The sequence below is a fragment of the Bacillus sp. ISL-46 genome (assembly GCF_018613205.1).
Genome location: NZ_JAGGQR010000045.1, coordinates 25,384 through 47,056 on the forward strand (window position 1 = coordinate 25,384; position 21,673 = coordinate 47,056).

General features: G+C 38.7%; 21 protein-coding genes. All 21 read left to right on the forward strand.

The annotated features are described in order from the left end of the window. Nucleotides 1-172 precede the first annotated feature (172 nt). The 21 genes from J7E67_RS20665 (at nt 173) to J7E67_RS20765 (ending at nt 21,604) form a co-directional block, all read left to right on the forward strand. Nucleotides 173-1,876 (forward strand): formate--tetrahydrofolate ligase, encoded by a 1,704-nt coding sequence (locus J7E67_RS20665; RefSeq protein ID WP_251026901.1) that lies wholly within the window; start codon nt 173-175, stop codon nt 1,874-1,876. A 90-nt stretch (nt 1,877-1,966) separates the two neighbouring features. After that, nucleotides 1,967-2,485 carry a hypothetical protein gene (locus tag J7E67_RS20670; RefSeq protein WP_214712459.1) on the forward strand — a complete coding sequence of 173 codons (519 nt, stop codon included), beginning with the start codon at nt 1,967-1,969 and terminating at the stop codon, nt 2,483-2,485. A gap of 134 nt (nt 2,486-2,619) precedes the next feature. Further along, nucleotides 2,620-3,468: a DegV family protein gene (locus tag J7E67_RS20675; protein WP_214712460.1), complete on the forward strand. Its 849-nt coding sequence runs from the start codon at nt 2,620-2,622 to the stop codon at nt 3,466-3,468. Nucleotides 3,469-3,762: 294 nt separating this feature from the next. Continuing rightward, nucleotides 3,763-4,410 carry an HD domain-containing protein gene (locus J7E67_RS20680; RefSeq protein WP_214712463.1) on the forward strand — a complete coding sequence of 216 codons (648 nt, stop codon included), beginning with the start codon at nt 3,763-3,765 and terminating at the stop codon, nt 4,408-4,410. Then, nucleotides 4,407-6,296 carry an ABC-F family ATP-binding cassette domain-containing protein gene (locus tag J7E67_RS20685; RefSeq protein ID WP_214712464.1) on the forward strand — a complete coding sequence of 630 codons (1,890 nt, stop codon included), beginning with the start codon at nt 4,407-4,409 and terminating at the stop codon, nt 6,294-6,296. The genes J7E67_RS20680 and J7E67_RS20685 overlap by 4 nt, the downstream gene beginning before the upstream one ends. A gap of 107 nt (nt 6,297-6,403) precedes the next feature. Then, complete coding sequence (locus J7E67_RS20690; RefSeq protein WP_214712465.1) at nt 6,404-7,537, forward strand: conserved virulence factor C family protein; 1,134 nt, start codon at nt 6,404-6,406, stop codon at nt 7,535-7,537. A 63-nt stretch (nt 7,538-7,600) separates the two neighbouring features. Beyond that, on the forward strand, nt 7,601-8,035 hold the full coding sequence (locus J7E67_RS20695; RefSeq protein WP_214712466.1) for a BrxA/BrxB family bacilliredoxin: 435 nt from the start codon (nt 7,601-7,603) through the stop codon (nt 8,033-8,035). 161 nt (nt 8,036-8,196) lie between these two features. Beyond that, nucleotides 8,197-8,790 (forward strand): YpjP family protein, encoded by a 594-nt coding sequence (locus J7E67_RS20700; protein WP_214712468.1) that lies wholly within the window; start codon nt 8,197-8,199, stop codon nt 8,788-8,790. A 102-nt stretch (nt 8,791-8,892) separates the two neighbouring features. Further along, nucleotides 8,893-9,474: a TerD family protein gene (locus J7E67_RS20705; RefSeq protein ID WP_214712470.1), complete on the forward strand. Its 582-nt coding sequence runs from the start codon at nt 8,893-8,895 to the stop codon at nt 9,472-9,474. Between the two features lie 207 nt (nt 9,475-9,681). Next, a complete protein-coding gene (locus tag J7E67_RS20710) occupies nt 9,682-10,461 on the forward strand; it encodes a TerC family protein (RefSeq protein WP_214712475.1) in 780 nt (259 codons plus the stop codon). Nucleotides 10,462-10,537: 76 nt separating this feature from the next. Then, nucleotides 10,538-11,725 (forward strand): HpcH/HpaI aldolase/citrate lyase family protein, encoded by a 1,188-nt coding sequence (locus J7E67_RS20715; RefSeq protein WP_214712480.1) that lies wholly within the window; start codon nt 10,538-10,540, stop codon nt 11,723-11,725. Beyond that, nucleotides 11,676-13,052: a phosphoribosyltransferase family protein gene (locus tag J7E67_RS20720; protein ID WP_214712481.1), complete on the forward strand. Its 1,377-nt coding sequence runs from the start codon at nt 11,676-11,678 to the stop codon at nt 13,050-13,052. Before J7E67_RS20715 ends, J7E67_RS20720 begins: the two co-directional genes overlap by 50 nt. Beyond that, nucleotides 13,033-14,154 (forward strand): cysteine protease StiP family protein, encoded by a 1,122-nt coding sequence (locus tag J7E67_RS20725; RefSeq protein WP_251026902.1) that lies wholly within the window; start codon nt 13,033-13,035, stop codon nt 14,152-14,154. Before J7E67_RS20720 ends, J7E67_RS20725 begins: the two co-directional genes overlap by 20 nt. Continuing rightward, a complete protein-coding gene (locus tag J7E67_RS20730; protein WP_214712482.1) occupies nt 14,151-14,951 on the forward strand; it encodes an HAD family hydrolase in 801 nt (266 codons plus the stop codon). Before J7E67_RS20725 ends, J7E67_RS20730 begins: the two co-directional genes overlap by 4 nt. Nucleotides 14,952-15,407: 456 nt before the next feature. Continuing rightward, nucleotides 15,408-17,045 carry a YceG family protein gene (locus J7E67_RS20735; RefSeq protein ID WP_214732777.1) on the forward strand — a complete coding sequence of 546 codons (1,638 nt, stop codon included), beginning with the start codon at nt 15,408-15,410 and terminating at the stop codon, nt 17,043-17,045. A 3-nt stretch (nt 17,046-17,048) separates the two neighbouring features. Continuing rightward, nucleotides 17,049-18,152: a toxic anion resistance protein gene (locus J7E67_RS20740; RefSeq protein ID WP_214712485.1), complete on the forward strand. Its 1,104-nt coding sequence runs from the start codon at nt 17,049-17,051 to the stop codon at nt 18,150-18,152. 48 nt (nt 18,153-18,200) lie between these two features. Beyond that, nucleotides 18,201-18,812, forward strand: a complete 612-nt coding sequence (locus J7E67_RS20745) for a TerD family protein (protein WP_214712486.1) — start codon at nt 18,201-18,203, stop codon at nt 18,810-18,812. Nucleotides 18,813-18,845: 33 nt separating this feature from the next. Next, nucleotides 18,846-19,424: a TerD family protein gene (locus tag J7E67_RS20750; RefSeq protein WP_088088701.1), complete on the forward strand. Its 579-nt coding sequence runs from the start codon at nt 18,846-18,848 to the stop codon at nt 19,422-19,424. Between the two features lie 138 nt (nt 19,425-19,562). Continuing rightward, nucleotides 19,563-20,270: an anthrax toxin lethal factor-related metalloendopeptidase gene (locus tag J7E67_RS20755; protein WP_214712490.1), complete on the forward strand. Its 708-nt coding sequence runs from the start codon at nt 19,563-19,565 to the stop codon at nt 20,268-20,270. A 54-nt stretch (nt 20,271-20,324) separates the two neighbouring features. Next, entirely contained in the window at nt 20,325-21,119 is a 795-nt protein-coding gene (locus tag J7E67_RS20760) for a thymidylate synthase (RefSeq protein WP_214712492.1), read from the forward strand. Further along, nucleotides 21,116-21,604: a dihydrofolate reductase gene (locus J7E67_RS20765; RefSeq protein ID WP_214712497.1), complete on the forward strand. Its 489-nt coding sequence runs from the start codon at nt 21,116-21,118 to the stop codon at nt 21,602-21,604. Before J7E67_RS20760 ends, J7E67_RS20765 begins: the two co-directional genes overlap by 4 nt. Nucleotides 21,605-21,673: the final 69 nt, after the last annotated feature.

The following is a 21,673-nucleotide window of genomic DNA, read 5'->3' on the forward strand; positions in this document are numbered from 1 at the left end:
TTTATATAACTACCTACGATAAGGAGTCAATGAATATTTGAAATATTTGATATTTATATTATAAACATTATTGTAAATTCAGAAAAGTATTAATTAATTTGTCATATTTAATTTTCGGAATGAAAGCGCTTATTTGATACAATGAAACCGTAAGTCCAATTCTAAATGCTGAATGCGGGGGATAAAGGTGGTATTGAAAACAGAAGTGAAATCAGACATTGATATTGCACAAGAATCAAAGATGAAGCCAATTGTTGAAATCGCCGAAAAAATTGGTTTGGAAGAGGATGATCTAGAACTTTTTGGTAAATACAAAGCTAAAATCTCAAATGAAGCTCTTGCTAAACTCAAAACGAAGGATAGCGGAAAAATTATCCTTGTCACTTCCATTAATCCAACACCAGCAGGCGAAGGTAAATCGACTGTGACAGTTGGACTGGCAGATGCTTTTAATCGGATAGGTAAAAAAACAATGATCGCAATCAGAGAGCCTTCACTAGGCCCAACTATGGGTATTAAGGGTGGGGCGACTGGCGGTGGATACTCGCAAGTCCTGCCAATGGAAGACATCAACTTACATTTTACTGGAGATTTGCATGCGATTACGACTGCAAATAATGCCCTCGCTGCGTTAATCGATAATCATCTCCAACAAGGAAATGAACTTAACATAGATCAACGGAGAATAGTCTGGAAACGGTCCCTTGATTTAAATGACCGTGCATTAAGAAAAGTTATTATCGGTCTTGGTGGACCCCTTCAAGGTGTTCCAAGGGAAGATGGCTTTGATATTACGGTCGCATCGGAAATTATGGCGGTTTTATGTTTAGCAACAGATCTAAAGGATTTAAAATTACGATTATCACGGATGGTTGTTGCCTATAATTATCATAAGGAGCCGGTAACGGTCGGTGACTTAGGTGTGGAAGGCGCATTAACGTTATTGTTAAAAGATGCGGTCAAACCAAATCTTGTTCAGACGATTGAACATACGCCAGCTCTTATTCACGGCGGTCCGTTTGCAAATATTGCCCATGGGTGTAATAGCGTCATAGCAACTAAAGCTGCGGCTCAGTTAGCGGATTATGTGATCACTGAGGCTGGCTTTGGAGCAGATTTAGGTGCAGAAAAGTTTTTACATATTAAATCAAGAAGTGCGAGGATTCAACCAGAAGCAGTTGTTATTGTTGCGACTATTCGTGCCTTAAAAATGCATGGGGGAGTAGCAAAAAGTGAGTTAGCTAAAGAGAATATTCCATCACTAACACTTGGTTTTGCAAATCTAAAAAAACACATCGAGACAATCAATAGCTTTGGATTACCAGTAGTTGTTGCAGTTAACAAATTCATCACTGATACAGAACTCGAAGTAAAAACATTACTTGGATGGTGTGAAAGAGAGAATGTTCCTGTTGCCTTAACCGAAGTATGGGAAAAAGGCGGAGCAGGAGGCATCGAGCTAGCTGAAACACTTTTGGCTGTCATTGACAAGAATGAAAACAATTTTAAGCCTTTATACGACCTATCTGATCCGATTGAACAGAAAGTTAGAACAATTGTCCAAAAGGTTTACGGTGGAAAAGATGTAGAATTTTCTTCAAAGGCTAAAAAACAATTGATTGATTTTGAAAAATTCGGCTGGTCTAATTTAGCTGTTTGTATGGCGAAATCTCAATATTCCTTGTCTGATGATCCTGTAAAGTTAGGTAGACCAACGGATTTCAGCGTGACGGTCAGGGAGTTTAAACCTTCGATTGGGGCTGGATTTATCGTCGCGTTAACTGGAGATGTTATGACCATGCCAGGGCTGCCGAAAAAACCTGCTGCCTTAAATATGGATGTGGATGAAAACGGGAATGCAGTTGGGCTTTTCTAAATCAAAAAAGAATTATGAACTTAGATAACTGTCTAGCGCAAGCGGCCGAGCGGGCGCTTGCGCTTTTCTTAAGAGGAGAGTAGATGGGATATGTTTGATCCGACAGCCTTTGATAACATGAAAGTGGTGATTGAAGGTGCTCTTTATGATTTAGATATTATCGGTGAGATTGTTATTACGGACCGAAACGATCTAATCAACATGGCTAAGATGTCTCGGAAATTTGATGTATCTTTCCGTTTACCTAAAAGCAGTGTAATAGCGAATATTGAAATGACATCAAACCTAGTTAATCTAGCAGCAGAGCTTTTACCGGCCTTACAATCAGAACAGAAGGCAGGGTGTCATTTAAGGCTCCAATTTTTAATTGAACATAAAGACATGGAAATAGACTTTCATGCGGTTGAAAACATCCTACTAAACGTATGGGGGTCCACGAGAAAGATAACTCAAATTGTTCAGTATCAACCACTTGAAATTGTACGAAAGCATACTCATGTGATTAATGTTGATTTTGATCGATTGATTCGGGAAGACCAAGTGGATGATTTGGTTGAAATGACTGAGTTTATCATGACAACTCTTAAGCAACTGAACAGGGAATTTTAGTAATATGAAGCGAAACCAGCTTTTCATCCAAAGCTGGTTTTAATTAGGTTTTTAAAATATTTACAATATTCAAATTTTTATGTACGATTAATTTACATATCTGTTCATTTTTTTATAAAAAAGGGGAGATGACGTTGGTCAAAACGGCTTGGGTCACAGATAGTACAGCCTATTTAGACGAAGAATTAAAAAATCATCCAGATGTATATACCATTCCACTAACGATTTTACTTGATGGTGAGGAATTTTCTGATGGGATTGACTTAACCCCTGCTCAATTATTCGAGAGATTAAAGCAACTTAAAAATCCACCTAAAACATCACAACCTTCCATTGGAGCTTTTCAAACATTATACGAACAACTGTCTAAGGATTACGACCAAGTTGTCGCCGTTCTTTTATCAGGAAAATTAAGTGGCACGGTATCCTCGAGTGAGCAAGCTGCAATGCTTGTTGAGATTCCGGTAACGACCTTTGATTCCAATATCCTAACCTATCCAATGACGGCTTTACTTAAAGAAGGAATAAGGCTGCTTGAAGCAGGCGCTAGTCTTGATTCAGTAATCAGTCAACTCGAAAGAATTAAGAAAACCAACGAGACCTATGTTCTTGTTGGCAGTTTAGAACAGCTCCACCGAAGCGGCAGAATGTCAGGCTTGAAATTCTTTCTCGGCAGTATGCTTAACGTTAAACCAATTATTTCGATCGAAGATGGTGCGCTGAGTGTGAAAGAAAAAGCAAGAAGTGAGAAAAAGGCAAAGGAAAAAATATTGGATTACTTAAGGTCATCCTACGAGCAGCATCATTTTAAAGAGGTATATATTTTATATGGTTTGCACGAGGGTCACGCAGCTAATTGGAAGGATGAATTAAGAAAGGAATTTCCTCAACTTGAAATCAACTGTTGTCCATTAGGCGCGGTAATCGGCGTGCATGCAGGTGAAAATACCCTTGGCATCAGCTGGCATAATGAGTTGAAATAACTTACTCCCAAACTGAGCATACTAAAATTGCAATTAAATCTTAAATGAGAGGGAGATGCGCCATTAGTAAGCAAGGAAGACAAAATCCGAACCAAACAAGAGAACAAATTGAAAAGCAAGACAAACGAAATGATATTGAACTTGGAAGCGAGTTTCAAATTGGTAATAGCAAGTCGCAAAGTCAGAAAAAAAGCGGACGCCAAGCTAACAAAAAATAATCCCGAACATTCGGGGTTATTTTTTGTTTGTTTTTCATGTTAAAATAGCAAGGATAAAGGTAGGTGCTTTCAAGCAATGAAGAATCCGATAATTGTGCTAACAGAAGAATTTGTCCGTAATGAATTAGCTGAAGATGCGACAGGCCATGATTGGTTCCATGTCGACCGCGTTCGACGGAATGCCTTACATATTTGCAGGGAAGAAAAGACAGGAGAGGCGTTCATTATTGAAATGGCTGCATTACTCCATGACATCCCTGATGAAAAGTTGAATGAAAGTATCGAAAAAGGTGAAGAAAAACTGGAAACCTTTTTGCAAACAATTCCGCTAACAGATAATGAAAAAAAACATATAAAACAAATTATCGCAACGATTTCCTATAGAGGCGGCATAAACAGTGAGCTCTCAACGATTGAAGCCCAAATCGTCCAGGATGCAGACCGATTAGATGCGATTGGAGCCATCGGGATTGCGAGGGCGTTTGCCTATGGCGGTAAAAAAGGACAACCTATTTATAACCCCGGCATTAAGGTTCGAAACGAAATGAGCTTAGAAGAGTATCGAAAAGGTAAATCTACAAGTATTCACCACTTTTATGAAAAGTTGCTTAAATTAAAAGATTTACTAAATACAGAGTCTGCCCGAGAAATGGCAGAAAGCCGTCAACAAATGATGGAAACCTTTTTAGAACAATTTTACCAAGAATGGGATGGACAAGAATGAAAATGCTCACAGGAGAAAATGTTTCGAAAACGTATGGGGAAAAACAGCTCTTTAACAATATCTCGTTCACGATTAAAGAAAAAGAGCGTGTGGGATTAATCGGGATCAACGGGACCGGTAAATCATCATTATTAAAAATTATTGCAGGACTGGATACTCCTGACGAAGGAAAAATCATCACAAGTAAAGACTATTCCATTACATTTTTAAACCAACAGCCGGAGTTAGACGGTGACAAAACGGTCCTTGAACAAGTCTTCCATGGCGATGCTCCCATCCTAAAACTAATGCGTGCTTATGAAAAAACTTTATTAGAACTGAATCTTTCTCCAAATGACACGAAAGTCCAAGAAGACCTTTTTGAATTACAAAAGCAAATGGATGCTTTAAATGCTTGGGATGCCAGTACCAATGCAAAGTCGATTTTAATGAAATTAGGGATTGTGGAATTTACAAAAAGAATCAGTGAACTTTCGGGCGGACAGAAAAAGCGCGTCGCATTAGCTCAAGTATTAATTGCCGAGCCGGATTTACTTATTTTAGACGAACCTACGAACCATCTCGATTTTGATTCGGTAAAATGGTTAGAGGATTATTTAAGTAGATACAATGGCTCGATTTTGCTTGTCACACATGATCGCTACTTTTTAGATCGGGTTGCGAATCGGATGTTTGAGCTCGATAGTGGTCAATTATACAGTTATAAAGGGAACTATGCCGCCTTTTTAGAAGCAAAAGCGATTCGTGAAGAAAATGAGGCAGCTACCTTTGAAAAAAGTAAGAATCTGTTCCGCAGGGAGCTCGAATGGATTAGGCGTGGTGCAAAAGCCAGGTCTACAAAACAAAAGGCGAGGATTCAACGTTTTGATGAGCTCGATGAAAAGGTTTCGAGTGGGAAGTCATCTTCTGAAAAGATGGATATTTCGTTAAATGGCAGTCGGCTTGGCAAGCAGGTATTTGAACTGAAGGATGCTTCCAAGCGATACGGAGCAAAAACGATTTTATATCATTTTGATTTACTTGTGAAGCCGGGGGATCGGATTGGCATTATCGGGAAAAACGGAACCGGGAAATCAACTTTATTAAATATCCTCGCAAAACATATCCCCCTTGATGAGGGTGAGTTCATTATGGGGCAAACGGTGAAAATCGCTTATTACACACAGGAAAGCGAAGATATGGATGAAAATAAGCGGATGATTGAATACATTAAAGAGACGGCCGAGATTGTCGAAACATCGGACGGGAAAACGATCTCTGCTGCTCAAATGCTTGAACGCTTTCTATTTCCTCCATTTTCGCACGGTACCCCGATTCGAAAGCTATCGGGCGGGGAAAAACGACGTTTATATTTGTTGAAAATATTGATGACTGCACCCAATGTGTTATTGTTGGACGAACCAACCAATGATCTCGATACCCAGACACTGACGGTTCTTGAAGATTATTTGGAAGATTTCCCGGGAGTGGTAATCACTGTTTCTCATGACCGCTATTTCTTAGATAAGGTGGCTGAACAGCTTCTCGTCCTACAAGGGGAAGGTACAATAGATTCATTCTTTGGGAATTATACAGAGTATCTTGAGAAGGAATCAGCGCTTGAAGCACAAAAAACAGTCGCGGTTTCGGCCAAGCCATCTAAACCGGTTGAGAAAGAAAAAAAGAAAAAAATGACCTATTTAGAGAAAAAAGAATGGGAATCAATTGATGAGGACATTGCGAATACAGAGACCCGCATTGAAGAAATAGGTGTTGAAATGGCGAAAACAGGCAGTGATTTTACGAAAGCACAGGATTTGATGAAGCAGGAAACCGAATTAAACGAAAAGCTTGAGTACTTAATCGAACGCTGGTCATATCTGGCAGAGCTGGCTGAAAAGGAATAAGAGTGCGTCCATGGACGTACTCTATTTTTCTTCAAGCATAACCAGTGATTGAAACTTATCCAATATGATAAAATTGAAAAAGAAATCATAAGAATTAGGTGATCTTGTTGAAAATTAAGGCGATTGAACCAACGCCAAGTCCGAATACAATGAAAATTAATTTAGATGAAGAACTTCCTATGGGGAAAAGCCATAATTATAAAAAAGAAGCAGCAACAGATGCGCCAGCCGTTATCCAATCCATCCTTCAAATCGAAGGGATCAAAGGCGTGTACCATGTCGCAGACTTTCTTGCTGTCGAGCGGAATGCAAGATATGATTGGAAGGAATTATTACCTCAAGTTCGCCAGGCATTTGGAGAAAAAGCGAATGAAACTGCAAACACAGCAAAAATAGATGAACATTTTGGGGAAATTAAGGTTGAAATCCAAATGTTTAAGGATATTCCACTCCAAGTAAAGCTTACCGATGGCACAATTGAAAGACGGTTTGGATTGGCGGAACACTTTTTAAAGGCAAGGGAAAGGGCACAGCTTCCTGATGATAACTATATCTTCTTGCGAAAGTGGCAAAATCAGGGCGTCCGCTATGGAGATTTTGACCAAATTGGCAAGGAGGTAGTCGATGAACTCATTGCCGCGTATCCACTGGAACGATTAGAAGAATTAGTTACAAATGCTCAATCAGTAGAATCTACTTCAGAACCAAAAATTAATCTGTCTCGCAAAAAGGTAACATTGGAGGATTTACAGAATCCCGATTGGCAGATTCGCTATCAACTCCTCGAGCAAATGGATGATCCGGAACTAGAGGATTTACCCGTGCTTGAAAAAGCATTATCTGATGAAAAGGCTTCGATTCGAAGGCTTGCAACAGTGTACCTAGGCATGATCAAAGAGAAAGAGGTACTTCCGCTTTTATACCAGGCACTGAAAGATAAAACTGTGACCGTTCGAAGAACCGCGGGAGATTGTCTATCAGATTTAGGGTTTCCAGAAGCTGCCGACGAGATGATGGAAGCATTGCAGGATAAGAGCAAGTTAGTTCGATGGCGGGCAGCTATGTTTTTATATGAAGCAGGCGATGAAAAGGCCCTTCCAGCGTTAAAAGCTGCCGAAAATGATTCGGAATTTGAAGTCAGTTTGCAAATAAAAATGGCGATTGAAAGAATTGAAGGCGGTAAAGAAGCTAAAGGTTCTGTTTGGAAGCAAATGACTGAATCAAGGAAAGCGACCGAATAAAATTGCAAATAGCTAATAGATTAGGTATTCTAAAGTGGATGAATCGAAACGGAGTGATATAAAATGTCAAATGCTTATGATGAATATATGAAACAAATGGTTTTACCGATGCGCGAAGAATTAACTAGAGCTGGCTTCGAAGAGCTACCTACTGCACAAGATGTAGAACAATTTTTGGAAAATGTCCGCGGAACCACGCTGGTTGTCGTAAATTCTGTGTGCGGATGTGCTGCTGGATTGGCTCGTCCTGCTGCAACGCAAGCGGTGCTAAATAGCGAAAAAAAGCCCAACCACCTAGTAACAGTTTTTGCTGGACAGGATAAAGAAGCTACAGCGAAAATGCGTGAGTATTTCGAAGGAATTGAACCATCATCACCATCAATGGCATTATTAAAAGATAAAAAAGTCGTTCATTTCATTCCTAGACATGATATTGAAGGAATGCCGATGGAAACAGTTATGCATAATTTACTTGGGGCATTTGAAGCCCACTGCTAATTAGGATGTCAGCCGACATCCTTTTTCTATGATTAAATTGTGATATTTAAACTGTTTTTTTCCATTTACAAGAAAAAAGAAGTATAATATTTTGTATAATAACTAATTTTAGAAAAAAATAGATTATACATAATCTTGCTAAGAATAAGGTGAAATGAAAAATGAACAATTGGCTTCGTAAAACGTTATTTGTATTAGTATCTGTTTTAACTTTTGGACTTGTTACCCCCACACAATTAATCAATACGGTAAATGCAGAGAATCTAGCCGATCGTGATGCCTTTGAAGCGCCATCGACCGAAAGTCACTTTGGACAAACAAACACGTTTATTGAAGAATCAGATTTTGATAAAGAAAAGTTTATTGAAGAATTAATAAAACAAGCAGAATTCCAGTCATATCAAAAATTTGGTCCAAAGATTAAACCAGTCATCGAAAATGAATTCAGGGAAATTATTTTACCAAATATCGAAACTGCACTTGAAGAAATTGCAGTCCAATTTCCTGAAGAAGATTTGAAAAATCTCACCATAACCGAACATCCTGGTGCCGGGCTTTCTGAAAAAATCTTTAATATTAACAATCGCGCTATCGGTAAAGATATACTTCGTTTTCATGTAAGACGAGATAATCCACCGCAAGCAGGCTACTGGTTCAATTTTCATTACCACACCTACCATGATAATTTCCAGAGCCATCATGAGTTAGGGTCCATTTTTTGGGCTAAAAATACACCACCTAAATGGATGAGTTAATGTGAATTTGCTTATTGGCAGGAAAAAATTTTATTATAATAAATGAAACCTTTTTATGACAAACTCGTAAATAGACTATTACCTAAATTGGAGGAATGAAAAATGGCAGTAAGTTTATCAAAAGGTCAAAAAGTTGATTTAACAAAAACCAATCCTGGTTTAACAAATGTTGTGGTTGGATTAGGATGGGACACAAACAAATATGATGGTGGAAATGACTTTGATTTAGATTCATCTGTTTTCCTATTAGGAGAAAATGGAAAAGTTTCGAATGAAAGTGACTTTATTTTCTATAATAATCCACAAGGAGCAAATGGAGCTGTAATACATACCGGAGATAATCGCACAGGTGCTGGTGATGGTGATGATGAAGGCATTAAAGTAAGTCTTACAACTATTCCAGCCAATATTCAGCGGATTGCGTTTACAATTACAATTCATGATGCAGAAAGCAGAAATCAAAACTTTGGACAGGTTTCAAATGCCTATGCCCGCATTTACAATGAGGCAAACGGTGAAGAATTGATTCGCTATGATTTAGGTGAGGACTTCTCGATTGAAACAGCAATTGTTGTTGGTGAATTGTATCGCCACAATGGTGAATGGAAATTTAGTGCCATCGGCAGTGGTTATCAAGGCGGATTAGCTGCACTTGCAACTGACTTTGGACTATCTATAGGTTAATATTTCAAAATGAAGAGACCCAATCAATAATGGGTCTTTTTACAAAAGCTTTGTTAACAATATGTCTAGCTGCTGCGCCTAGGGGCTCTATGGTCTACAGCCAATCCGTCGTGAAGGTTAAAGAATAACCTTCACGCCGGGTCGTCTTATGATTGTCGCCCCTGAACAAGGCGCATCCGCTTTTCTATTCTAGGAGGAATTACTTTAATGTCAGTTTTGAATCATATCTTGGACACCTATGCGCAATTTTTTGATTTGAATATGTGGGGTAGAATATTAGCCGATCCAGTCAGCTGGGGACTTATTGGGACACTTATTATTTTAGAAGGATTACTTTCTGCTGATAATGCGCTTGTTTTAGCCGTTATGGTTAAACATTTGGAACCTAAAAAGCGTAAGAGAGCCTTGTTCTATGGTTTATTAGGAGCATATATATTCCGATTTATTGCGATTGGAATCGGAGTATACTTAATCAAGTTTTGGGTCATTAAAGCCCTTGGTGCCGCGTATCTTGCTTGGTTAGCGATTAAGTATTTCATCGATAAGCGTAAAGGTGATGATGGTCACGATGATGAGGAAGCAGAAGGAATTAACCAAGGCGGCTTGCTAATACGCTTATTTGGTACCTTTTGGGGAACGGTAGCTGCCGTTGAATTAATGGATATTGCATTCTCAGTAGACAGCGTACTGGCTGCATTTGGTGTCAGCAATCAGGTATGGATTTTATTTGTAGGTGGGATCCTTGGCGTGTTAATGATGCGTGGCGTTGCCGGAGTATTTCTTACACTAATTGACAGGATTCCTGAACTTGAAACTACGGCTTATATCTTAATCCTAATCATTTCTATTAAGATGGCACTAACCTTACCATTATTCAACATCCATATTGAATCATTACATTTCTTTATTATTCTAGCCGTAACATTTGGAGCTACCTTTATTGTTCACTTCATGAATAAGAAAAAGGAAACTAGCAAAGAAAACTAAAAATTGTTGACTAAAAAGGGGAGCTGACGAGAGTCCGTCTCCTCTATTTTTTACCTTTAAAGAGGAGAAAGTGGTTATGGAATTTTTTACATACTTTTACGAAAATGAAATTAAACGATTCTTCTTTCAAAAACCGCAGGCTTATACTAAATATTCTCACCGTGAACTACTGTCCTATGGTTTAGGCGCCACGCTTTATATGCCTGCCACACGCCCTAATATTCATCAAGAAATCCTCTCTAAGAAGCATGAAGGTTTAACCTCCCTTGTCATCGACTTAGAAGATGCTGTTGGTGATAACGAGGTAACTGATGCTGAGGCTATGCTTATCAGTGAATTATTAAAGTTATTTTTTGAATTAAATAAAGGCTTTTTGAGCTATACAGATCTACCGCTTATGTTTATCCGAATCCGAAACCTTGAGCAGTTAAAACGGGTTACCGAACAATTAGGGGATGCAATAAGTCTGCTTACTGGGGTCGTGCTTCCAAAATTCAGCGCTGAAATTGGAGAAGAATTATTAATGGAAGTACACCGATTACATACAAAGGAGCACCCATTTTATGCTATGCCGATCTTGGAGACAGCAAAGGTCATTCAAAAAGAAACGAGAATGGAAGAATTAATGAGTATAAAGAATCTTCTTGATCGCTACAAGGACATTATTCTTAATGTTCGGATTGGGGCTACTGATTTTTGTGGATTATATGGAATTCGCCGTAGTGCGGATACTACCGTTTATGATATCGCTGTCTTAAGAGATTGCATTTCAGATATTATCAATGTCTTTCAACGCTTTGATAGTTCCTACGTTGTATCGGGTCCAGTTTGGGAGTATTTTTCTGCGAAAAAGAGAATGTTAAAGCCGCAGCTTAGGCAAACACCGTTCCGCGAACGGTACGGGGATGAAGGGTTGAAATGGAGAGCAAAATTAATCAATGAACATATGGATGGTTTAATCCAGGAAATCTTAATGGATATTGCAAACGGAATAACAGGAAAAACGATTATTCATCCTTCACATATCAAAGTAGTGCAAGCCCTAAATGTCGTTTCTTACGAGGAATTCATTGATGCTAGCAATATCATAAATGCGGCAAATGGGGATATTGGCGTTTTGAAAAGTAATTTTGCTAATAAAATGAATGAGATAAAACCTCATTATTATTGGGCAAAGAAAACCATCTTAAAATCACAGCTGTACGGGGTGTTACATGAAGAATTCACAACCATTGACCTTATCAAAAAAGAAGTATATGTATAATATCCTAGACTCGATTGAAACAGAGATAGAAGTTTCTGAAAATCCGTATGATTTGCCACTAGAAGAATTATTTACAATGGCAGCCAGAATAAATAAGAAACGGTCGTTTTTGTTTGTAAGTAAAGTGCTCGGTAAACACTTACCAATTGATCCCAATAAGGGACTGCAAACTGGAGCACTTCTTGGTGCGAGATTCCTTGAAACGGTAAAGGAGATAAAATGTTTAGAAACTGAGAGTCTATTAACCTCCTTTAAAAATGGAGAATCATATCAGAGTAAGGACTTTATCCCTGACAATATTCGTCCTGTAGTGATAGGATTTGCTGAAACCGCCACCTCACTTGGGCATGCTTTCTTTGATTGCTTTAAATCGGCTGAATACTTTCATACCACTAGAGAAGAACTCGAACAGGAAAAACCAAAAATTACCTTTGAAGAAGAGCATTCCCATGCGACATCACATCGTTGTTTTATTCCGTTAGAAATGATACAAAATGAACGAGAAATCATCCTCGTTGATGATGAACTGACAACGGGTAAAACCGCTTTAAATATTATCCAATCAATCCATGCTAAATTCCCAAGACATGTTTATACCGTTGTTTCCATTTTGGATTGGCGTTCAGAAGAAAATCGATATGGTTTTATCCGTCTTGAACAGGACCTGGGGATAAAAATTAATGTGGTAAGCCTTTTGGCTGGTACAGTACAGGTTAAACAGCATAATGAAATGAATAATTGGTCAATAAAAGAGGAATCGAACAAGCGCGTCGAGTCCTCTGTCGAACAAATAGACCTATCACCTTTTTTTACCATGACCCTCTATTCATCCAATAACCCGATGAATAAGGCAGCATTTATTAAAGAGACAGGTCGATTCGGCCTAAGCAGTACGGAAAATAGGAGTCTTCAACAGAAAACCTCTGCAGCTGCGGCCGTTTTAAACAAAAAAAGGATTGGAAAAAGGACGCTTTGCCTAGGAACTGGAGAGTTTATGTATCTTCCGATGAAATTAGCTGCCGAAATGGGTAAAGGTGTTTATTATCAATCCACAACCCGAAGCCCGATTTTTATCGAAGACAAAGTAGGATACGGAGCGAGGTATGGTGCGTCTTTTCCTAATCCTGAAGACCAAGATATTACTCACTTTTTTTACAATATTCCACCAGGATTCTACGATGAAATATTTATCTTTTTTGAAAGAACAGTAAAGTTAGAGAATCTTCAACCATTACTGAAAGAACTAAATAAATTACAAATAAAGATGATAAGACTTGTCTTTTTTTCTGAATATCGAGGTGAACAAGTTGAAAACCAGAATCAATAAACCGGCAAAGATCGGAAGCTATAATGCGGAGGATGTTCAATTTCTATTAAAGGATTTAAGTGATATACAGCTAGAGGATTCGACTGAAAATCGGGAATTGATGGTTCAATCAGGTGTTCACTACAGCGAATCACTGCCAATTGAGTACCAGCCGCCAAAGGCGTATGTGGATTTATTTTGGGAAACCTTACAGGAATACAAACAAAAAGTTGCCCTATGTATTGGTGTTGTGGCTGAACAAATCTATCAATCTAAGGGTGATAGGGCCGTACTTGTTTCTCTGGCTCGTGCAGGAACGCCTGTGGGGATATTAATAAAAAGGTATATTCACATGCATTACCATGTATTATTGCCGCATTACAGTGTTTCAATTATCCGCGACAGAGGGATTGACGAAAATGCACTTCAATATATTCTTAGCCAACATCCAGAGGCTGATATTCAATTTGTTGATGGGTGGACAGGTAAAGGGGCAATTTCGCTTGAATTGACCAAAGCCTGTCATGATTATCAACAAAAAAATGGGATAAACCTCGACGACACATTAGCAGTCATCGCAGATCCAGGTTATTGTACCACTTTGTTCGGAACTCGCGAGGATTTTTTAATTCCTAGTGCATGTTTAAACTCAACTGTATCTGGGTTGGTAAGCAGGACGGTTTTAAATGATCAATATATCGGGAAGGATGAATTCCATGGAGCTAAGTATTACGAGGAATTGATTCCTGTTGATGTTTCCAATGAATATATTGATTTGATTAGCAATGAATTTGTAAACATTGCAAGCGAAGCGGCGGAGATGGCTACACATAAGGAAACTGAGAAAATAGAAACTGGATTCTTGGGGATGGAGGACGTCAAGCGAATTCAATCTGAGTTTGAAATTGAAAGTACCCATTATATCAAACCAGGAGTCGGAGAAACAACAAGAGTTCTGCTTCGCAGGGTTCCATGGAAGATACTAATGCGCGATCCTTCAAGTCCCTTTGTCAAACATATTCTAATGCTTGCCGAAGAAAAGGGTGTAGAGGTTGTACCATATCCAAATTTAAAGTACTTATGCTGCGGCTTAATCAAGTCGGTTAAGGGGATTAAAAAATGATCTTTGCATCTGACCTTGATCGTACATTGGTTTATTCGAAACGGGCTATAGAAGAACTAGGAGAACTAGATAAAACAGTCATAAAACCCGTTGAAAAAAAAGATAATAATTGGGTTGCCTATATGACAGAACGATCCTTTTTTGCTTTAAAAGAGCTATCACTAACTAGTCTTTTTGTTCCGGTTACAACGAGGACAACAGAGCAATTTAACCGTTTCTACATTTTTAAGGAGGACATACAGCTAAAATATGCAATTACTTCAAATGGGGCCAATATTATTAATGAAGGTGAAATAATGAAAGATTGGTCGACCTATATTTTTCAGCGTATGAACGCGGAATCGGTTCCCCAAAATGAGTTGCTTGCGATTTTAAAAAGAGAAGGCTTTCATTTTGATGGGCAAATAAAGCAGGCGGAGAATTTATTTTTCTATTTCATCTTAAACAGTCTTCCACCTGCTTCAGATCGAAAAGCGATTAATGATTTGGCTGTATCGTATGGTTGGAGGATCTCCGTACAGGGGAGAAAGCTCTACTTTATCCCTCTTGCGATCAGCAAAGGGGATGCACTTGAATTTATCTCTAAGCGAGAAGGTATGGAAGTCATTGCGGGTGCGGGGGACTCCGTACTAGATTGGGACTTTCTGAAAAACTGCCAATATCGATTTGTCCCAGCCCATGGTGAGCTTGCAAGGGTGTCAGGCACTAGTGATTTTACACTTACAAAAAATTATGGTGTTAGTGCAGGGGAGGAGATTACCCAACAATTTTTACAGCTGCAACAACTTATAGTTTAATCTATTTCACTTTTCGGTTAAAAACAAATAAGTATACGCAAGAAAATAAACTATAGCATCCAAAAAAGAATAGAATCGACATGGCTAGTGAATGCAATGTTGAAGAAAGCAGCATCGTAAAGATTAAGCTAAACACAAATAAATCTAGGTAAATAAAAACATCGGAAACCATCACTTCCATCACGGTATTTAATTCTTCCTGAATGTGTTCTATCCTAGGCCGCTTATATAAAAATCTCATTCGAGTCACCTACTTTAACGTCAGTACTCAAATAGTATGTAAGGACAAGGAAAAAGGTGAAAAATGAGGAAATGGTGAAAAAGACGAAACATTTTTTTATGACATTCGTATAAACAAATGAACCAATTAAATAACTATGATATGATGTTATGGAAACCTTACATAATTTTCTAGCGCTAGAAAAATAGCTTTCTTTTTTGAGGAAGGGATTATGAATGCATCCATCATTAAATCAGCTAATCGCCCATCCAGTATCCCTTTCGTATGAAAATTGGCACGGATTGCTGAAAAAACAGCTACCTGAACGGCCAAATTATTCATTAGAAAATGGAAAAATTAACATTGGGCAAGTACTTGGAAAGTTCCTTGGGATACCAATTGATACGGATACCTATTATAACCAGCTTTTTGATTATGTTAATAATGAGGAATGGAGACTTCATTTGCTAAGTGAGGAATCACTAGATAAAACAATTAACAACACTCACTTTCAATCCATTCAAAAAGTCATAAATATTAATCGTGAACAAAAGCTGTCCATCAACCGATTTACGGCTTTTCTAGATGGGGAACAGTTATTGTTGAAATCAAAGGTACCGGTAATCCATAGGAAGATAAGAGAAGCGATGATCGCAACACTGGAGTTGTACGCAAAACTTGAAAGGGACGGGTTAAAGAACCACGAGCTTAGGCGGGTGCTTGTTGACATTGTTAAATGGTCCATCAATCATTTACAGCCCGTTTTGGAAAGGGCTGATCCACAAATCGAAATGCCTAAATTTTTGTGGTACGGCGACTTTAAGAAAAGCCACCAATATTTTTTATATTATTTAAGCAGGCTTGCCTGTGATATTGTTATTTTCCATCCAGAAGGTAAGGATATTTTAGAAGGTATGATGGAGGACCCAATCTTCTCGCATCAATTCCAAAATAAGCTGCCTGCGGAACCGTTCCCGAAGGAAAAGCGCAGTCGTAAGGCAACGGTTGCATATAGAGCCTCAAAAGAAATTGAAACGATTTTAAACCAAGAGGGTTCAGGTCTTTATAAACCATGGCAATTAAGGGACTATACTCCGTCCTCGATTACATTAAAAACGACCTATGATGAACTATTTATTCTTGGGAAAGAAATGGCGATGGTCAGACCAGATTTTGAGGTGGGGAACGGACAAGTCAAAATACCTTCTATCTTTGCTAAAGTACAGGGTGTTAGTAAAAATCGCAAAGAGTACTGGGACCGTCTGCAATCACTCAGTGAATTAGAGCATAGTTTACTGATTCGCCGTTTGCCAATCACGATGACAAGCACAAGTGATTTTCGCTTTCATTATCGAAATGCCCTTGATAAGGATCGCTTAATTAATCCGGCTACTATGATGCAAGCACATTACTGGCCATATTCCTTTTTATCTTCAGGATTACAAAAAGGAATCGCTAATGCCGTTAGGAGAATCTGTGAAAAACCAGGTTTAAAGCCCTTCCCGAAGGAAAGTATAGAAGAAGTAAAAATGTATTTATTTACACAGGCCTTGTTTATGCCAAAACCCATCATTCAGTTAATCGAAAGATTTGACTACTCGCAACATATACCTAAATTAATCATTTTCAATAATGAATTAGCAGGTATACTCTCAAGGTCAGATGCAGCACTTATCTTGCTATTAAATCAATTTGGTATTGATATCATCCTGTATAATCCTCCTGGTCATAATGATATTGAAAATTTCTTGGACGAACGTTTATTTGATAAGCATTGGCTTGAAGACGTTGTTTTTGATTTAGAATTTAAAGAACCGTCTATTTTTAAAAAAGGGCTTTTTCAAGGAATCTTAAAAAATTTAAGGGGAGATTAATTAGTGACTCTTACGCCGAATCCATCAAGCGGTTTAAAGCCAGCAGGTACGGATGACATCCTAACAGAAACAAAAGTCTCTGACATAAAACTTGCACTTCGGAAAGAACCAGAAATTCAAAATTTAGCCCGTACGATTGATGAGCGTGACCAAATCCAAGTTTTAGAGTTTGGGAAGGAACCAGCCGTCCAAATTTCCCGTTTTTCGGATCAGATATTAAACAATATGAAGACTTCAAAAGTGGAGGATTCTGGTGAACTGCTTAAACAACTGGGCCGGATTATGGATAAGTTTGATGCTAAGGACTTTCAAAAAACTTCAGGTGGATTTTTTGGTAAGCTCTTTAAAAAGGGTGGAAAAGTGGTCGAAAAGCTGTTCGGGAAATACCAAACCATGGGCTCCGAGATCGACAAGGTATACATAGAAATATCGAAATATCAGCATGAAATGGTTGATGCAACAAATATGCTCGAGCAAATGTATGAGCAAAACTATCAATACTATTTAACGCTTGAAAAGTATATTGTTGCGGGTGAGATAAAAGTTGAGGAGCTAAAAAATAATCAACTTCCCCAGCTTGAATCCCGAGCTGGAGCAGGTGATCAACTTGCCTCCATGCAATTGGACTCGCTGAAAAATGTCATTGAGTTATTAGAACAACGCATCTATGATCTAGAAATGGCCAAAATGGTCTCCCTGCAGACTGCTCCTCAGATTCGTCTTTTGCAAAGAGGAAATACGAAACTGATTGGAAAAATCAATTCGGCATTTGTGACGACCATCCCGATTTTTAAAAATGGTCTGATTCAAGCGATGGCGGCGAAAAGACAAAAGCTGGTTGCTGATTCAATGAGTGAACTTGACCGCAGGACAAATGAAATGCTTCTGAAAAATGCGCAAAACATCTCCCAGCAAAGCACAGATATTGCTAGGCTTGCCGGAGGTCCAAGTATAAAAATCGAGACGATTGAAGAATCTTGGAATATTATCATCAAAGGCATGCAGGAAACAAGGGCTATCGAAGATGAAAATAAACGGATGCGGATTGAAGGCACCAAACGTTTAGAACAACTGCAAAATAACTTTAAACAGTTGAAACAATCTTAGTTAATAAATAGTTTTTGATTTACTAAATTTCTTATTGGGGTGATTGAATTGGCTATTAATTTACAAAAAGGGCAACGTGTTGATTTAACGAAGAGTAATCCAGGATTATCTAAAATCATGGTAGGTTTGGGCTGGGATCCAGTACAAAGCAGCGGGGGCGGCGGCTTATTCGGCGGTTTATTCAGTGGCGGTGGTTCAGCTAATATAGACTGTGATGCTTCCGTTATTATGCTTGGTGCAAACGACAAGCTGCAAAACAATAAGGACGTTGTTTATTTTGGAAACTTAAAGAGCAATGACGGCAGTGTACAACACTCAGGAGATAATTTAACAGGCGACGGAGACGGTGATGACGAGCAGGTAATGATCGATTTAAGCAGAGTACCGTCCAATATTCAGAAACTTGTTTTCGTTGTTAATATCTATGACTGTGTGAAGAGAAAGCAGCACTTTGGGATGATGAAAAATGCTTTTATCCGAGTCGTGAATCCTGGAAACAATCAAGAGCTCATCCATTATAATTTATCAGATGATTATAGCGGGCTAACATGCCTTGTGACAGGAGAAATTTATCGTCACGGCAATGACTGGAAGTTTGCGGCAATCGGCAGTGGTACAAATGCTGCCAGCCTTAGTGAAGTTGTTCGTTCCTTTAGTTAGGTAATTAATAAAGTTCAAATAGAGGTGATACGTTTGGGTATTAACTTAGCAAAGGGACAAAGAATTGATTTAACAAAAACGAACCCTGGGCTAACCAAGGTAATTGTTGGCCTCGGCTGGGATACGAATCGTTATCATGGTGGAAATGACTTTGACTTGGATGCATCCGCGTTTTTAACAGATGCGAATGGCAGAGTTATCCAGGATTCCGACTTTATTTTTTACAATAATTTGATTCACTCTTCAGGCTCTGTTGAACATACGGGTGATAATCGAACCGGAGAAGGTGACGGAGACGACGAGCAAATCAAGATTGACTTTAGTAAAGTTCCCACGCATGTGCATCGAATTGCGATTACTGTGACCATTCATGATGCGGACGCAAGATTCCAGAATTTCGGCCAAGTTTCTAATGCCTTTGTTCGCTTGGTTGACGAAGATACTAATAATGAGGTCTTAAGATTTGACCTTGGCGAGGATTTTTCGGTCGAAACAGCGGTTGTTATTTGTGAACTTTACCGCCATAACGGTGATTGGAAATTTAACGCGATCGGCAGTGGTTTTGCAGGTGGATTAGCCTCCCTTTGCCGAAATTATGGATTAGAAGTTTAAATTTATTAAAATTGTGAAGCTGCCGGATTCGGCAGCTTTTTGCCTTTATTCCCCACTTTTGGCTTGTAAATTCAAATTAACTAACTAAGTCCTATGTTATAATTCAATTAATATATTGAATTATTAGGGGATGATAATTTGCGTAAATCGGTAATTACTCTACTAATCGCTGGTTTGTTTCTATCATCCATAACTACATCACAAGCTTCTTATGATGGTATTTTGCTTGGAGATTATCCTAGAAATTCGCTAATCTACCAATCTCTTGAAGATGATCGGTCAGTAGCACTTTTAGATCAAATAATTGTATTACCAAAGGAGCACTTTGATCAACAAGAAGCGGCTGCTATGATTTCCAGAATCAATTCTTTACCTTTCTCCCTTTTGAAAAAAATAAACAATCAGGGAATTAACCTGAAACTTTTTAATGGAAAGCTAACGGATAATCCCACTGCAAGGCAATTAGAAGGGCAGGTTCCGCGGGGTTATACATCTAACGTAACCTGGGATGATGTCCCAGGGATTGGAGGATCGAAGGTGGTCCTTGCTAAGATTGGTTCCAGTGAATCAGGAAAGGGTCATAGTTCTGTAAATCTAGAATTACATGAGTTGGCCCATTCGATCGATCGCTATGTGTATGGGGAAATTAGTGGTTCCAAGGACTTTATGAGCGTATGGGAAAAGGAACATGAACAATTATTTCCGGGAAACAGCTATTTTTTATATCCGGAAGAATATTTTGCAGAGACCTTCGCAATGTACTATTTAAATGATGGTACAAAAGAACTATTACGGAAGAAAGCACCAAAAACATTTGAATTTTTGAAACAGCTATCGCTTCACTAATTTGTCCTTGATTGATAAAATAGATAAATATGTGCAGATAAGGGAGTGTCCACGGTGAAGCAATATGTAGAATTATGTAAGCATGTACTAGAAAGTGGAAACATAAAGGGCGACCGAACTGGTACCGGTACAATTAGTACCTTCGGTTATCAAATGAGATTTAATTTGGCAGAGGGATTTCCACTCGTGACGACCAAAAAATTACATTTAAAATCGATTATCTATGAACTGCTTTGGTTTTTAAATGGGGATACGAATGTTCGGTATCTACAGGAAAACGGGGTCCGCATTTGGAATGAATGGGCAGACGAAAATGGGGAATTAGGTCCTGTCTATGGTCACCAATGGCGTTCTTGGACAGGTGCGGATGGAAAAACCGTTGACCAAATCACAGAGCTTATCAACCAGATTAAAACGAATCCCAACTCAAGAAGACTACTTGTCAATGCCTGGAATGTTGCTGATGTTGATAATATGGCTTTACCGCCGTGCCACTGTATGTTCCAATTTTATGTGGCAGATGGGAAGCTGTCCTGCCAGCTTTACCAACGCTCAGCCGATGTATTTCTTGGCGTCCCGTTTAATATCGCATCCTATGCGCTGCTAACAATGATGATTGCCCAAGTGTGCGACTTGGAGCCAGGTGAATTTATCCATACCTTTGGGGATGTTCATATCTATCAAAACCATCTCGAACAAGTAAAGTTGCAAATGGCGAGAGAGCTGAGAGCGTTGCCGACTCTTAAAATTAATCCACAAGTCAAGGATATCTACTCTTTTGAGTATGAAGACTTTACACTAGAGGGATATGATCCACACCCTCACATTAAAGGAGTAGTGAGTGTATGATTTCTTTTATTGTCGCGATGGACGAAAATAGAGTAATAGGGAAAGATAATCAATTACCATGGCGATTGCCGGAGGATTTAAAATTCTTTAAGAGGGTCACGATGGGCCATCCAATTGCGATGGGAAGAAAAACGCATGAATCCATTGGTCGTGTCCTTCCTGGCAGAGAAAATATTGTGATCACCCGCCAGGTTAATTATCAGAGTGAAGATTGTACGGTTTTTTATTCCATTGAGGATTTTGTAAAGTACAGCAAAAAGCAAAGCGAAGAAATCTTCGTCATTGGTGGAGCAGAAATATTTAACGAGACATTTGAGTTTGCGGATCGTCTATACATCACGCTTATTCATGAAAAATTTGCAGGGGATACGTTTTTTCCTGAATTTGATCGTAGCAAATGGGAACTAGTGTCTAGTGAAAAGGGCTTAATGGATGAGAAGAATCCGTACGATTATGAATTCAAAATATATGAAAGAAAATCGTAGCTCGGATTGATCAGGTTTGGACTCATAAAAATAAGCATCAGCGCATCGCTGGTGCTTTCTTTTGTTTGA

What these genes read in the sequence shown, in the direction of transcription:
- J7E67_RS20665 (WP_251026901.1), top strand. Translation starts at nt 173, where the DNA reads ATGCGGGGGATAAAGGTGGTATTGAAAACAGAAGTGAAATCAGACATT.
- J7E67_RS20670 (WP_214712459.1), top strand. Translation starts at nt 1,967, where the DNA reads ATGTTTGATCCGACAGCCTTTGATAACATGAAAGTGGTGATTGAAGGT.
- J7E67_RS20680 (WP_214712463.1), top strand. Translation starts at nt 3,763, where the DNA reads ATGAAGAATCCGATAATTGTGCTAACAGAAGAATTTGTCCGTAATGAA.
- J7E67_RS20685 (WP_214712464.1), top strand. Translation starts at nt 4,407, where the DNA reads ATGAAAATGCTCACAGGAGAAAATGTTTCGAAAACGTATGGGGAAAAA.
- J7E67_RS20695 (WP_214712466.1), top strand. Translation starts at nt 7,601, where the DNA reads ATGTCAAATGCTTATGATGAATATATGAAACAAATGGTTTTACCGATG.
- J7E67_RS20700 (WP_214712468.1), top strand. Translation starts at nt 8,197, where the DNA reads ATGAACAATTGGCTTCGTAAAACGTTATTTGTATTAGTATCTGTTTTA.
- J7E67_RS20705 (WP_214712470.1), top strand. Translation starts at nt 8,893, where the DNA reads ATGGCAGTAAGTTTATCAAAAGGTCAAAAAGTTGATTTAACAAAAACC.
- J7E67_RS20710 (WP_214712475.1), top strand. Translation starts at nt 9,682, where the DNA reads ATGTCAGTTTTGAATCATATCTTGGACACCTATGCGCAATTTTTTGAT.
- J7E67_RS20715 (WP_214712480.1), top strand. Translation starts at nt 10,538, where the DNA reads ATGGAATTTTTTACATACTTTTACGAAAATGAAATTAAACGATTCTTC.
- J7E67_RS20720 (WP_214712481.1), top strand. Translation starts at nt 11,676, where the DNA reads ATGAAGAATTCACAACCATTGACCTTATCAAAAAAGAAGTATATGTAT.
- J7E67_RS20730 (WP_214712482.1), top strand. Translation starts at nt 14,151, where the DNA reads ATGATCTTTGCATCTGACCTTGATCGTACATTGGTTTATTCGAAACGG.
- J7E67_RS20735 (WP_214732777.1), top strand. Translation starts at nt 15,408, where the DNA reads ATGCATCCATCATTAAATCAGCTAATCGCCCATCCAGTATCCCTTTCG.
- J7E67_RS20765 (WP_214712497.1), top strand. Translation starts at nt 21,116, where the DNA reads ATGATTTCTTTTATTGTCGCGATGGACGAAAATAGAGTAATAGGGAAA.